The following is a 13,938-nucleotide window of genomic DNA, read 5'->3' on the forward strand; positions in this document are numbered from 1 at the left end:
CTCGTGTGCGCCAGACCCCACCGACCTTGAGGCCGATCACGGCACCGAGCGACGATGCAGGGCCCCGCGCGCCCACCGATGATCGCGCTGCTCCTCGCCCTCGCCTTGCCAGCCGCCGCGCCGACGGGGGAAGACGAGCTCACGCACCGCCGGCTCGTGCTCGCCAACACCTACGCGCTCGAGTTCGGCGTGCTCTACCCGGCGCCCTCGGGCGCGATCGCCTGCTTCCTCGGCAGCGACCTGCTGCCGCGGCGCGACCGACAGGGTCGGCTGTGGCGCGCCGCGCTCGGCTATCAGCTCACCCTCGCCGTCGGCCACGCCGACCTCGCCTACGCCGAGTCGCCGCGCAACCGCAGCCTCAGCGGCCTCCTGACCCACCGCCACGCGCTCGCCCTGCTCGGCCGCGGCGGCGCCCGGAGCCGCCTTTTCTACAGCGTCGCCGCGGGCCTCGTGTTCGGCGGCACCGCCCCGATCGGCGGCGACGCCGAAGCTCGCCTCGGCCGCGTCGTCGGCGGCCGCCCCGGGCGGCGCGCGCAGGCCGTGATCGGCGGCGAGCTGCGCCTCGGGGCCCGCTTCGGCGGCGTGCCGCTCCCGCAATTCGGCCTGTTCGTCGGCGTGCTGGTGTTCTAGGACCTGCGCGAAGAGACATGCCCGATCGCACAGGGCGCATCGGACATGTCCTTCGGGTTTCGCCGCGCGGCCCCATCGCGTACGATCGCCGGCCATGCTGGTGCAGCCCCGTCGCACCTGGATCCGCGAGGTCTTCACCTACCGCGGGACCGTCCTGCCGACCGTGTGGCGGCGCCTGCTCGTCGTCGGCGGCCTCTCGCTCGCCCTCACCATCGGCCACCTCGAGACCCACAGCTTCGTCCTCCGCGACATCACCCCGCTGCCCTTCACGCTCACCGGCTTCGCCATCAGCGTGTTCCTCGGCTTTCGCACGACCACCGCGTACACCCGCTTCTGGGAGGGACGGACCCTGTGGGGCGGCCTGGTCAACACCTGCCGCAACTTCACGCGCCAGGTCCTGACCTGGGTCGCCGCGCCCCCCGGCAGCGCCCCCGACCCCGCCAACGACGCGGCCCTGCGCCAGCTCCAGCGACGCATCGTTCACCACGTGATCGCCTTCAGCCACGCGCTGCGCCAGCGCCTGCGCGACGACGAGCGACCCGACGAATACAGCGAGCTCGTCGACCCCGCGCTGCTTCCCGCCCTGCAACACGAGCCCAACCGCCCGCAGGCGATCCTCGCCCACGTCGCCGGCCTCCTGCGCGGCGCCTACGATCAGGGCCTGCTCCACCCGCAGCACGTACCTGTCCTCGAGGCCAGCCTCGCCGCGATGACCGACGCCCAGGGCGGCTGCGAGCGCATCGGCAGCACCCCCCTCCCCTACGTCTACCGCGTGCTCGTCCACCAGATCGTCGGCATCTACTGCTTCTCGCTGCCCTTCGGCCTGATCCACACCCTGCAGTGGTTCGCCCCCGCCGTCACGGTGCTGGTCGCCTACGCCTTCTTCGGCCTCGACGCGATCGGCGAGGAGCTCGACAACCCGTTCGAGATCGACGCCAACGACCTCCCGCTCGCCGCCCTCACCCGCGGCATCGAGCTCGACCTCCGCGCCCGCCTCGGCGAGACCGACCTCCCCCCGCCCGCGCGACCCCACCGCGGCCTGCTGCTGTGACGCCCACCACGGCAGCAGCGAGCCGACTACGGCAGCAGCGACGGGATGTGGATGATCTGCACCTTGTTGCCCGCCGGATCGCGGAAGTAGAACGAGGTCGCGCCGTCGCGGTGCAACTTGGGCGGCTGCACGATCTCGAGGCCGTGCTCGGGCAGCAGCGCCTCGATGCGGGCGAACCACGCGCGCACGTCGTCCGGCGCCGCGCACACGAAGCCGAGGTGGTCGAGCGCCGAGACGCGATGATCGATCTCCGCCACCCGGTGCAGCGCCAGGTTGTCGGGACCGTAGCTGAGATAGATGTTGTCAGGGTCGGGCCGCCAGTCGACCTGCATGCCCATGCCCTCGACGTAGAAGCGGGCGCAGGCGTCGAAGCCGGCGCCCGCGATCGAGACGGCGACGTGACGCAGCCCGAGCGTCGGCGGGATCGCGGCGCCGCTCATCGCTTGATCTCCGCGTCGATGTGGACGAGCGTGGCTTCGCGGGTGACCCGCGCGATCGCCTCCGGGGTGCTCAGGCGCTGGATCGGCATGGCGCGACCATAGTTCAGGTCTTTTGGCGTGTCCACCTGTCCCTGCGGACAGCTGGCGTGTGCGCACGGGATGTCCCGGCCTCGCGATCACGTACGCGCAGCGATCCGTTGCTGTTGCACGAGCAGGCCCCAGCCGTCGCTGCCATCCTCGCCGCGCACGCGACAGAGCGCGAGGTCGAGGCGCCCGCGGCCATCCATATCGAGGCTCATCTGCGCCACCGTCTCCGTCTCGAGCAGGAGCTCGCCGCCGGGCGCCTCGACGTGCAGCCCGACGTGGCTCGGCGCCCGCCCAGGCAGGCGCGTCGGTCGGACCCCGAGGTCGCGGATCGGCACCACCCCCGCCGCGCGCTGGACGAAGCCGCCGGTCAGCGTCAACCACGGAAACCGTGCCTGGTGGACCCACACGCGGGCCTGCGAGCTCAGCTCTGCGAAGCAGTGGATCGCCTCGTCACTCGCGCCCCAGTCGCGAACGCCCCACCCGTGCTGACGCAGGCCGGCCCCACGAAACGCGATCAGCTGCAGCGCGTCCGCCACCCCTGGATCGATCGTTCCGGAGCTGCCGAGGGTCACCGCCCCGTGGACCTCACCGACCTGCACATAGCTGCGCGCGCTGTTGCGACGCAGCACCCGCAGCAGGCGGGCGTCCCACTCGGCCGCGCCCAGCTGGCGTGACAGCAGATCCGGGTCGTCGTCGCTGCCTGGCACGAACGCGGGCAGCTGCGACAGGAAGGTGAGGTCGACCCGGACCTCGAGGTCCTCGGCCGGCAGCTCCTCATCGACGGCCCGTCGACGCTGCCCGCCGGGATCACGGATCTCGAGGCGGCCGTGGTAGCGCAGGGTCCAGCGGCGCAGCGGCTCGACGCAGTCGAACTCGACCCCGCCGGCGCGCCAGTGGTCGCCCGCCCCGCGCAGCAGCATCTGGCCGGTGCCCGGCAGGGCGTAGACCGCCGCCGGTGTGAGCAGGGTCAGCCACACCCGGTGCGCCTCGCGATCAGGCAGCCACTCGACGCGAGCGACCACCGCGAGCCCCGGCTGCACCGCCGCGAGGGTGTACTCCTCGGCAAAGTGGCGGCGGCCGTCCCACGGGTGCGGCGCCTCGTCCTGCGGGCGCGGCCAGATCTCCGGCGAACGTCGGCGGACCGCCCAGCGCGCGATCGCGGCCTTGACCCCGCGGCGCAGCAGCGACGACAGCCCCGGCTCCTCCGCGCTCGTCGGCGGCGGCGTCGGCTCGTCCTCGGCCCCGAGCGAGCTCGGCCCCTCGGGCCGAGGCTGCGGAGGCTCGGGACGCAGCGTGCGGGGCTTGCCGGCCGACATCTGGGCGCGCGAGCGTAGCAGGTCAGCGGCGCGGCTGGGCGTAGCAATTTGGCCCGCCCCCGTGATAACTCCAAGGCCCGGGAGGTGCTCCTTGCTCCGTCTGTCGCTCGCCCTGTCCCTCGCCATGCCAGTCGCCATGCCGTTGGCGATCCTCGCCGCCTCCTCCTTGGTCACCACCGGCTGCGAAAAGAAGGGCCTCACCCCCGAGGAGCAGGCCGCCAAGAACAAGGAAGACCTGACCAACGGCGCCGCGCGCGTGCGCGACGAGAAGTACGACGAGGCCGACGCGATGTTCGCCCGCGTGCTCGCGGTCGAGCCCGAGAACGCCGAGGCGCTCGCCGGCATGGGTCGGGTCAGACTCGGCCAGAAGAAGCTCGACGAGGCCGTCACCCTGCTCGAGCGCGCCGCCGCCAAGACCCCCGAGGACGGCCCCCTGCAGGCCAGCCTCGGCGAGGTCTACGGCAAGCTCGACCGTCACGCCGAGTCCGCCGCCGCCTACGGCGCGGCCTTCAAGGCCGACCCCAACAACGGCAACCTCGGCATCGCCCAGAGCCACGCCCTGCTGAAGGCCAAGCAGCTCGAGCAGGCCGAGGCCGTGCTGCGCGAGGTCGTCAAGGTCGACCCGCAGGCCGAGTATGTCTATACCGACCTCGGCGACGCCCTGCGCCTGCAAGGCAAGCTCGACGAGGCGCTCAAGTCGTACATGAAGGCCCTCATCGAGCACGTCGGCGACAAGAAGGCCCACGCCGGCGCGGCCGAGGTCTACGAGCTGCAGAACAACCGGGCCAAGGCGATCGACGAGTGGTCGACCTACATCCGCATGGACTGCTGCTCCGAGTTCGCCAACACCGTCGCCAAGAAGCGCATCGCCGCGCTGCAAGACACCAAGGCCGACGGCTGATCGCCGCGGCGGCTCGCCGCTGACCGCCGCCGGCCGCCGCCGACCGCCGCCGATTTGGCGCTGACCACCTGACTTGGTGTGTGAGAATCGCGGCCTGTGCTGTCCAGGACCCTGCCAGGAGCCCTCATGTCCACGCGTCCCCTCGCCTCCCTCTCGCTCGCCCTCCTGCTCACCGCCTGTGACAGCCCCGCCAAGGAGGCCCCAGTCGCCGCCAAGACGGCCCCCATCGCCGTCGCCACGCCGACCCCCGCCGTCACGCCGCCGCCCGCCGTGACCCCGCCGCCCGCCAAGCCGCGGCCCACGGCGCGCGAGCGGGCCCTCGCCGGCTTCGACCGCAGCGCCGCCAAGACCCAGGCCCAGACCTTCCGCGACCAGCTCGCCGCCGGCCGCACCGCCGTCAAGGCCAAGGACTACAAGGCCGGCATCGCCGCCTTCACGGCCGCCCTGAAGATCGACGCCAACCACCCCGCCGCCCTCGCCGAGCTCGGCTGGGCCGCCTACCTCGCCGGCGACCTCCCGGCCGCGCAGCGCAGCACCGAGCTGGCGATCGCCGGCGACGCCCCCGACCACACCCGCGGCGCCGCGCTCTACAACCTCGGGCGGATCCTCGAGGACCGCGGCGACAAGGACGGCGCCGCCGCGGCCTACCAGCGCTCGCTCCAGCTGCGCGCCAACGACACCGTGAAGCAGCGCCTCGCCGGTCTCACCGCCGCCGGCGCCGACGCGACCAGTCACGACTGCGACTTCACGCCCCAAAAAGGCGGGCACGTCGACAACCTGTGCGCCGCGCTGGTCGCCACCATGCCCGCCGACGAGGAGATCACGAACCACAAGTGCGACGAGCAGGAGACCGAGCCTGGCGAGACCGTCGTCGACGCCGCGGGCACCCCCTTCACGGGCGAGCCGCGGACAAAGATCGACCACACCCTCGCCGACGGCGTCCGCATCGCCCACTTCCGCGTCGAGAACTGGCTCGAGTCCGGCGGCAGCTACGACGACGTGTACCTCGCCGTCCTGTACGCCGACCGCTGGTACACCACCGAGCTCGGCAGCGCCTACAACCCCGGCGTCGGCTACATCGGGGCCAACTTCACCGTCGACTCCGTCGAGGCCCGCGACCTGATCCCCGGCGGTCGCCAAGAGATCGTTATCACCATGACCTCCGACTACCACGACGGCGACTACGGCGATAACACCATGGAGAGCACCACCGACCAGCTGGTCGCCGTGCTCGGCCTCGACGGCGACGCCCCCCGCTGGCTCGGCGCCTTCAAGATCTCCGCCCAGGACGACACCGGCCCGATGCTCGACGACGAACCCAGCAACGGCCCCACCAAACACAGCGAGCGCAAGGTCGACCACCGCATCGACGCCGGCCAGGTCGTGATCACCGCGGTCCCCGGTAACGAACCCGTCACCCCGCCCGGCACCTTCAAGCTCGGCGAGCTCCCGGCCGCCTGCCCCGCCGCCCTCGGCTACGTCGCGGGCGCCTGAGCAGAGCCCGCAGCGAACGCCCCCGCTGTCTCCGCGGCGACCGCGTTGGTCCCCGCGTTGGCCACCGCGTCGGCCACCGTGCTCTCCACAACACTCGCCGCCGTGCTCGCCGCCATGCTCGCCAGGTAGTCGCGGTGCTGCGCCGCGAGGAAGCGCTCGACCGCCTCGATCACCGGCACCGTGCGCACCGACGCGAAGATATCGAACGCGTGCTCGGCCCCCTTCATCTCGAGGTAGCGCACCGGCGCATGCGACACCCCGCGCAGCGCCGCGACGAAGCGACGCGCGTCCTCCACCGCACACAGCGTGTCGCGACTGCCGTGGATCACCAGGAAGGGCGGCGCCCCGGCGTGCACCCGGTCGATCGGCGAGGCCCGCAGGAACAGCTCCGGGTGCTCGGCGTAGCGGACCTTCAGCACCACCCGCTCGAGCAGCCCGCGGTACTTGCGGTTCTTCAGATCGAGCACCCCATAGAACACCACCGCCGCCCGCACCGACGTATCGGCCGCCTCGAAGCCTGGCTGATACTCCGGGTCGCCCGCCGTCAGCCCGACCAGCGCCGCCAGGTGCCCGCCCGCCGATCCCCCGGTGACGACGATGAAGTCGGGGTCGACCCCGTACTCGTCGGCGTGCTCGCGAACCCACGCGATCGCCCGCTTGACGTCGATGAGGTGCGCCGGGAAGGTCGCCTTCGGGCTCAGGCGGTAGTCGACGTTGAAGCCGACCCAGCCGTGGCGAGCCAGGTGCGTCAGCAGCGGGATCCCCTGGTACTCCTTGAAGCCGAGGAACCACGCCCCGCCGTGCACCTGCACGATCGCCGGCCGGCGCCGGCCCGGCGCGCGCGGGCTGTACACGTCGAGGCACAGCGTCTGCCCCGCGACCTCGCAGAACGGCACCCCACGCCGCACCTCGACGTCGCGCCGGTGGAAGGTCAGCCACGGGATCGCGATGTGACTGCGCGGGAAGCGAGGCACCTCCCCCACCGCCTCGATCCCCGCCTCACGATAGAACTCGGTCAACGCCGCCGCGCCCCCGCGTGAGCGCAGGTAGAGCCCCACGAGCCCGCCGCCGGCCACGACGCACAGCCCGAGCCCGAGCCCGCCGCGCCAGTCCGACAGCCCGCCCGCCAGCGCCAGCCAGGTCACCAGCGCCGCCCCGCCGATCAGCAGGTGCAGCGCCAGCTCGATGGTCAGCCACGCCGCGAAGAAGCCCGGCACGATCAACCAGCGCAGCCGCGCCGGGATGTACGCGTTGAACACCGCCGCCGCCGCGACCACACCGACACCGAGGAGCGCCCAGGACACCCCGCGAGTGTCGCATGTTCACGGCGCAGATCGTGCGACACACAACGACCGCCGTGTCGCGCGCCAGCACGTCTCGCCTGAGTCGCGCGCCAGCGCGGCTCAGGCCAGCGGCGCCGCCGTGGCCGCGATCACCTGCTCGCGCGACACCCCCGGCGCGCACTCGATCAGGCGCAGCCCGCCGGCCTCGACCGCGATCACGGCGAGCTCGGTGATGATGAGGTTCACGCAGCGCATCGCCGTCAGCGGCAGCGTGCACACCGGCACGATCTTGCTGGCCCCGTGCTTCTCGCAGTGGTTCATCAGCGCGATCACCTTGCGAGCCCCGGTCGCCAGGTCCATCGCCCCGCCGATGCCCGCGACCTTCTGGCCCGGGACCATCCAGTTGGCCAGGTCGCCCGCGGCCGACACCTGCATCGCCCCGAGCACCGCGACATCGACGTGCCCGCCGCGGATCATCGCGAAGCTCAGCGCCGAGTCGAAGGTCGAGCCGCCTGGCACCACCGTCACCGTCTGCTTGCCCGCGTTGATGATCCTCGCGTCGACCTCATCGTCGTAGGGAAAGGGCCCCATGCCGAGCAGTCCGTTCTCCGAGTGCAGCAGGATCGCCTGCTCGGGCCGGAGGTAGTTGCTGATCAGCGTCGGGATCCCGATCCCGAGGTTGACCACGCTGCCGCTCGGCAGCTCGCGCGCCGCCCTCGCGGCCATCTCTTCCCGGCTCCACGACATGCCCGGGGTTATAGTGCGCGCCGTGTCGCGCCGCCTCGCCTCAATTGCTGTCCTCGGCCTCGCCCTCCCGCTCCTGGGCGCCCCGGCCTGCCTCAAGATCCCGGCCGGCGACCCCGAGAGCGCCGCCCCTGGCGAGGCCCAGGACCCCGCCGCCGCCGGTGCCCGCGTCGCCTGGCCCGGCAAGTCGCCCGCGCAGCTCTACGGCGTCGGCGAGGAGCGCGTGTTCGAGCTCATCCAGAGCGGCAAGAAGATCGGCACCTCCTGGGGTCGCTACGACGGCCCGCTCGCGGGCGGCCTCCACCGCTACTCGACCCGCGTCGAGCTGACCATGCCGCAGCGCGACCCCAACGTCGGCGGCGCCCCCGAGCCGCTGAGCAGCGTCGGCGAGATCGTCATCGACGATCGCGGCGAGCTCGTCCGCGGCTTCGAGCGCAGCCGGGCCATCGAGCTCCGCTTCGAGCGCAGCGGCGACCAGCTCGTCTTCACCTCCGGACGCGAGCGCGAGGAGCTGCAGGCCAAGCCCGGCACCGCGTACATGTCCTTCGCCACCATCTTCCACGAGGAGCTGATGTTCGGCCTGCGCACGCTCAAGGAGGGCGAGCTCGCCTGGCGCCTCGTCAGCCTGTCCGGCTCGCTGCCGACCGACTGGACCGCCCGCCTCACGATCACCGACCCCGACCCGCCGATCCTCGCCCTCATCACCACCAACCTCGGCGAACAGATCCACCTCCACGGCGGCCGCATCGAGCGCGTCGAGGTCAGCGCCGACGACCTCCAGGTCATCGTCCCCGCGCGACCGATCGCCTGGCCGACGTGGACCATCGAGGCCCCGCCGACCCTGACCTACAGCCTCCCGGCCGGCGCCACCTTCACGCGCCGCGAGCTCGAGCTCCCCGGCCAACCCGGCGAACCAAGGCTGGTCGGCGAGCTGCTGGTCCCCGCCGGCAAGGGCCCCTTCCCCGCCGTCCTCTTCCTCTCCAGCACCGGCCAGCAAGATCGCCACGGCTTCGTCGGCCCACCACCCGTCGACCTCGGCTCGCACGAGATCGGCGACGCCCTCGCCCAGGCCGGCATCGCCGTCCTCCGCTACGACGAGCGCGGCTTCGGCGGCAGCGCCGACGGCCCCGTCAGCTACATCGGCCAGCTCGAGGACGCCCGCCGCGGCCTGCGAACCTTGCTCGTGCAAGATGACGTCGACCCCGACCGCATCGCCGTCGTCGGCCACGGCGAGGGCGGCTGGCGGGCGCTGCAGCTCGCCGGCGAGGGCCGCAAGCTGCGAGCCGTCGCCCTCCTCGCCAGCCCCGGCCGCCCCTACGAGGTGCTGCTGCGGGCCCAGGCCGCGCTGGCGATCGAGGCCGTCCCGCCCGAGCTGCGCGCCGAGGCGCGCAAGACCCAGGACAAGACCCTCGCCGCGCTGCGCAGCGGCAAGGACCTCCCGCCCGAGCTCCGCAGCACCGGCACCTGGATCCGCGAGGCCCTCGAGGTCGACGTCGACGCCCTCATCGCCAAGTCCGAGGGCGCCCTGTGGATCGCCCAGGGCGAGAAGGACTTCGAGGTCGACGCCGACAAGGACAGCGCGGCCCTCGCCCGCATCGCCCGCAAGCACAAGAAGCCGCACAGCGTGCAGCTCTACCCAGAGCTCGATCACCTGTTCAAGCGCGAGCCCGGCGTCTCCTCGCCCGCCCGCTATCTCAACGCCGGCCGCCCGGTCGACCGCAAATTCCTCGCCGACCTCGCCAGCTTCCTGCTCGCCCAGCTCAAGCCCTGACCTGTCCCCCGGGACAGCTCAGCCCGCGGCCCGCGCCAGCTCGGCCGGCGTGAACACCCCACGGTCCGTGATGATCGCCGTGACCAGCTCCGCCGGCGTCACATCGAAGGCCGGGTTCCTCGCGCCGACCCCGATCGGCGTCATGCGGGTGCCGCCGTGGAAGTGCACCTCGTCCGGGTCGCGCTGCTCGATCGGGATCTCCGCGCCCGCCAGCATCGCCAGGTCGATCGTCGACCACGGCGCCGCGACATAGAACGGCAGGCGATGGTGGTGACACAGCACCGCGACCGTGTAGGTCCCGATCTTGTTGGCCACGTCGCCGCGCCGGGTGATGCGGTCCGCCCCGACGATCGCCGCCTGGATCTCGCCGCGACTCATCAGCGCCCCGGCCATGTTGTCCGCGATCACCTCGACCGGAATGCCGTCCCGCTGCAGCTCCCACGCCGTCAGCCGCGCCCCCTGCAGCACCGGCCGCGTCTCGTCGGCCAGGACCCGGATCGCCTTGCCCAGCGCGTGCGCGCGACGGATCACCCCGAGCGCCGTGCCGAAGCCCGCCGTCGCCAGCGCGCCCGTGTTGCAGTGGGTGAGGATCGTCCCCTCCGGCAGCAGCGGCGCCCCGTACTCGCCGATCCGCAGGCACGCCTCCAACTCGCCCGCCACGTACGCCTCCGCCGCCGCTCGCAGCGTCGCCGGCCGATCCTCGCCCGCGCTCGCCAGCGCCGCCCGCATGTGCTGCAGCGCGTGGAACAGGTTGACCGCCGTCGGCCGTGTGCGCGCGAGCCGGGCGATCGCCAGCTCGCACGCCGCCGCGAACCCCCCGCGCTCAACCGGAAAGCCGCGGCACGCGACCGCCAACCCCAGCGCCGCCGTGCACCCGATCGCCGGCGCACCGCGCACGGCCAGCGACTCGATCGCCTGCGCCACCGCCTCGATCGTGTTCAGCACGAGCCACAGCTCACGGCCTGGCAGCGCCCGTTGGTCGAGGAGCAGCAGCGTCGACCCGTCGGGAGACAATCGCACTGGCTGCAAGAAGGCGGCGGTGGTCGAGCTCGTCATGGCACCTCGATCAAGGCCGGGCGCCCGCACCCGCGGAGCACCGGGCCGGCGGAGTATGCCCGGGGCTCCCTCGCGTGTCAGCGCGCCGCCGGGCCCGCTCCATGTACGCATCCGGCGCGCAGGCCGGCCGTGGCTCCCCGTGAGCCACCTGCGCGCCCACCGTCCCGTGACAGCGCCTCCCGGCCGCGGTACACCGGAGTGGATGCGCTGGCCCTCGCCCGTCGCCCGCAGGTGTCGCGTGCCGCTGCTGGCACTCGCGCTCGCCTGTCCGGCCGCCCTCCTCGGCGCCTGCTCCGGCGTCGTCGACGAGAGCAGCGGCAGCAACAGCCTCGGCGAGCCGCTGCCCGTCCACCACCTCGCCCGCATCCACATCATCCTCCAACCGCCCGGCGACGCCCCCAGCGACGACCCCGCGCTCGAGGTCGTCGCCCGCTTCGTCCAGTACCGCGGCCTCGACGAAGCATCGGTGCGCGTCCGTGCCGACCTGCCCCCGCTGGCGATCGATCGCCTGCGCCCCGGGCAATGCATGGCCAGCGAGCAGCTGTGGCTCCCCGTCGAGGAGCCCGGCGCACGCGAGGCAGCGCCCGTCAGCCGCCGCGAGCTCGTGCTCGTCGACGCCGGCAACCTCGCCGTCCAGATCGGCGAGGCCAGCGTCGAGGTCCCGCTCTCTCTCGTCCCCGACCTCCTGCCCTACATGTCCGGCGTCGAGTACGACTACGTCAGCGAGACCCTCCCCCCGCGCGCCTGGCCCCGCGGCGAGCCGAGCCCCAGCGCCCTCACCATCACCGTCGACGGCGCCGGCGACGACGAGCTCACCGGCTTCCGCGTGCGCGCGGCGATCCCCGAGGCCGTCGTCCTCCAGGCCACCCCCAGCACCGACCGTGGCTCCCTCCTCCTCGAGTGGCGCCCCGACGGCCGCGGCGCCCCGCTCCTGGTCCGCCTCTCCTCCTTCATCGGCAGCGAGCCCGCCGGCGACGAGCTCACCTGCCTCCTCCGCGACGCCGGCAGCCACCGCTTCGACCTCGACGACCTGCGCAGCGCCGGCCTCGACCTCTCGGGCGACACCCTCCACCTCGGCGCCAGCCGCCTCGCCCGCGTCCGCTTCGACGCCGCCGACCTGTTCACCCGCGACAACGCCGAGGCCGTCGTCGAGGTGCGCAGCGAGGCCCTCGTCGTCTGGCCCTGAGGCCAGGTCGCAAAGGCCAGGTCCAGAAGGACAGGTCCAGGAGGACATGTCCAAGAGGACAGGTCCCGGAAGCCAGGTCCCGGAAGCCAGGTCCAGGAAGCCAGGTCCAGGAGCCCCCGCGCCAGGAGCCCAGCTCGCCGAAAATCCGCTCCAGGCCAGCTCCTAGGCCAGCCAGTCCGGCACACGCTCGTCGGCGATGAGCGCCTCGATCGTCCGCCGCGGTCGCGTCACCGCGAAGGCCCCATCCTTCACCAGGACCTCCGCCGCCAGCGGCCGCGAGTTGTAGGTCGAGGCCATCGCCATCCCGTAGGCCCCCGCGCCGAGCACCGCCAGCAGCTCCCCCGGCTCGGGCCACGGCAGCAGGCGGTCGAGCCCGAGGAAGTCGCCGCACTCGCACACCGGCCCGACCACGTCGGCGCGCAGCGCCCCCCGCCCGGCCGCCGCCGCCGACACTGGCACGATCGGGTGAAACGCCCCGTACAGCGCCGGCCGGATCAGGTCGTTCATCGCCGCGTCGACGATCACGAAGCTGCGCGCCTCGCCGCGCTTGCGCCCGATCACCCGCGTCAACAGCACCCCCGCGTTGCCGACGAAGAAGCGACCCGGCTCGAGCACCAGCTCGAGCCCCAGGCTGCGGGCCGCCGCCGTGACGGCCGCGCCGAAGCTGGCGACGTCGAGCGTCGGCTCCTCGCTCGTGTAGGCGATGCCGAGGCCGCCGCCGAGGTCGATCTGCCGCAGCGCCACCCCCTGCCCGCGCAGCCGCAGCACCAGCCCACGCAGCCGCTCGAAGGCCGCGAGGAACGGCGTCGCCTCGGCGATCTGCGAGCCGATGTGACACGCCAGCCCGACCAGCGACAGCTCCGGGATCGCCGCTGCCCGCAGCGCCAGCGCCTCCGCCTCCGCCATCGCCACCCCGAACTTGCTCTCGCGCAGGCCGGTCGCCAGGTACGGGTGCGTGTCGGGATCGATGTCCGGGTTGACGCGCAGCGCCACCGCGACCCGACGACCCAGCGCGCGCGCCCGCGTCGCCACCCGCTCGAGCTCCTCCGCCGACTCGACGTTGATCGCCCGCAGCCCCGCAGAGATCGCCGCGTCGATCTCCGCGTCCAGCTTGCCCACCCCGCTGAACACGATCTTGTCCGCCGGGATCCCCGCCGCGATCGCGCGCACCAGCTCCCCGCCCGAGACGATGTCGGCCCCCGCCCCGCGGCGCGCCAGCGTGCGCAGCACCGCCTGGCTGCTGTTGGCCTTCACCGCGTAGCACAGCTGCGTCGGCTGCGACGCGCAGGCCCGGGCCAGCTCGTCGTGACGGGCCTCGATGTGCGCGCTGCTGTAGACGTAGGTCGGCGTGCCCACGGCGGCCGCGATCTCTGGCAGCGGCACCGCCTCCACATGCAGCACCCCGCGCGTCAGCCGGAGCCCGTAACGCTCGGGGTCGGCATACACAGCGAGATGGTCCGGGACCTCTGGAATCGGTGCAGCGGCAGCCACGCGAGTGGACGTGCCACGTCGGCGCCGTGCCTGTCAAACGAAGCCGCCCCTGACGCGCCGCTGCAGGCCCTTTGCGGCGCAGATCAGGCTTTGCTAGGATCGCCGGGTCACTTCAGGCCACCGGCTATAGGAGGTAAGGATGAACCAAGCAGACAATCGTTCGTGCACTGTGAACTCCCAACCTCGTCGGACCTACCACCCAGGAGGTGCCAGGCCCTAGCCGGGGCCATGACGCGGCCCCGGCCGCGTCAGGGCTCGCGTAGCGCCGCCTCTGTGTGACGACCCCGGCCGTCCTCCATGGCGACCGCAACGTCACCCGCTCCCGGGCCTCACCACCGAGTCGTGAGGCCCTCCCGAGGCAACATCGCCAGGTTGCCTGCAAGCTCCCGCGGTCAGGTTGGCGCCTGACCAACCGCCACATGTCGTGGCAAGGGGCGCCCCCTTCGGACGGCGCCCTCGTCCACCCAGACGGGCCCCGCGCCCGCAAC

General features: G+C 72.9%; 12 protein-coding genes. 6 read left to right on the top strand and 6 right to left on the bottom strand.

Features of this window, described 5'->3' with window-relative positions:
- The first annotated feature begins 54 nt into the window (after nt 1-54).
- Entirely contained in the window at nt 55-630 is a 576-nt protein-coding gene (locus IPJ59_RS26880; RefSeq protein WP_293251571.1) for a hypothetical protein, read from the top strand.
- Nucleotides 631-724: 94 nt separating this feature from the next.
- On the top strand, nt 725-1,681 hold the full coding sequence (locus IPJ59_RS26885; protein ID WP_293273912.1) for a bestrophin family protein: 957 nt from the start codon (nt 725-727) through the stop codon (nt 1,679-1,681).
- Between the two features lie 26 nt (nt 1,682-1,707).
- On the opposite strand, the gene IPJ59_RS26890 is transcribed toward IPJ59_RS26885, so the two are convergent.
- Together IPJ59_RS26890 and IPJ59_RS26895 are read right to left on the bottom strand one after the other, a co-directional pair.
- The gene (locus IPJ59_RS26890) at nt 1,708-2,121 is read right to left on the bottom strand and encodes a VOC family protein (protein ID WP_293251569.1); all 414 of its coding nucleotides are present in this window, start codon (nt 2,119-2,121) and stop codon (nt 1,708-1,710) included.
- A 176-nt stretch (nt 2,122-2,297) separates the two neighbouring features.
- Nucleotides 2,298-3,524, bottom strand: a complete 1,227-nt coding sequence (locus IPJ59_RS26895; protein ID WP_293251568.1) for a hypothetical protein — start codon at nt 3,522-3,524, stop codon at nt 2,298-2,300.
- Nucleotides 3,525-3,615: 91 nt separating this feature from the next.
- Here IPJ59_RS26895 and IPJ59_RS26900 point away from each other — a divergent pair, with 91 nt between their 5' ends.
- Together IPJ59_RS26900 and IPJ59_RS26905 are read left to right on the top strand one after the other, a co-directional pair.
- Nucleotides 3,616-4,425 carry a tetratricopeptide repeat protein gene (locus IPJ59_RS26900; RefSeq protein WP_293251567.1) on the top strand — a complete coding sequence of 270 codons (810 nt, stop codon included), beginning with the start codon at nt 3,616-3,618 and terminating at the stop codon, nt 4,423-4,425.
- A 126-nt stretch (nt 4,426-4,551) separates the two neighbouring features.
- Complete coding sequence (locus IPJ59_RS26905; protein ID WP_293251566.1) at nt 4,552-5,919, top strand: tetratricopeptide repeat protein; 1,368 nt, start codon at nt 4,552-4,554, stop codon at nt 5,917-5,919.
- Here IPJ59_RS26905 and IPJ59_RS26910 read toward each other — a convergent pair.
- A complete protein-coding gene (locus IPJ59_RS26910) occupies nt 5,901-7,223 on the bottom strand; it encodes an alpha/beta hydrolase (protein ID WP_293273913.1) in 1,323 nt (440 codons plus the stop codon). The two genes, IPJ59_RS26905 and IPJ59_RS26910, sit on opposite strands and share 19 nt — an antisense overlap.
- Nucleotides 7,224-7,322: 99 nt before the next feature.
- Entirely contained in the window at nt 7,323-7,949 is a 627-nt protein-coding gene (locus IPJ59_RS26915; protein ID WP_293273914.1) for a 3-oxoacid CoA-transferase subunit B, read from the bottom strand.
- A gap of 22 nt (nt 7,950-7,971) precedes the next feature.
- Between IPJ59_RS26915 and IPJ59_RS26920 the strand changes: the two genes are divergently transcribed.
- Nucleotides 7,972-9,717 carry an alpha/beta hydrolase family protein gene (locus IPJ59_RS26920; protein ID WP_293273915.1) on the top strand — a complete coding sequence of 582 codons (1,746 nt, stop codon included), beginning with the start codon at nt 7,972-7,974 and terminating at the stop codon, nt 9,715-9,717.
- 18 nt (nt 9,718-9,735) lie between these two features.
- On the opposite strand, the gene mtnA is transcribed toward IPJ59_RS26920, so the two are convergent.
- Nucleotides 9,736-10,773 (bottom strand): S-methyl-5-thioribose-1-phosphate isomerase, encoded by a 1,038-nt coding sequence (gene mtnA, locus IPJ59_RS26925; RefSeq protein WP_293251558.1) that lies wholly within the window; start codon nt 10,771-10,773, stop codon nt 9,736-9,738.
- A gap of 202 nt (nt 10,774-10,975) precedes the next feature.
- Here mtnA and IPJ59_RS26930 point away from each other — a divergent pair, with 202 nt between their 5' ends.
- Nucleotides 10,976-11,959: a hypothetical protein gene (locus tag IPJ59_RS26930; protein WP_293273916.1), complete on the top strand. Its 984-nt coding sequence runs from the start codon at nt 10,976-10,978 to the stop codon at nt 11,957-11,959.
- A 162-nt stretch (nt 11,960-12,121) separates the two neighbouring features.
- On the opposite strand, the gene lysA is transcribed toward IPJ59_RS26930, so the two are convergent.
- Complete coding sequence (gene lysA, locus IPJ59_RS26935) at nt 12,122-13,372, bottom strand: diaminopimelate decarboxylase (protein WP_366524697.1); 1,251 nt, start codon at nt 13,370-13,372, stop codon at nt 12,122-12,124.
- Between the last annotated feature and the right edge of the window lie 566 nt (nt 13,373-13,938).

It is taken from the genome of Nannocystis sp., from assembly GCF_016714285.1.
Lineage (GTDB): Bacteria > Myxococcota_A > Polyangia > Nannocystales > Nannocystaceae > Nannocystis.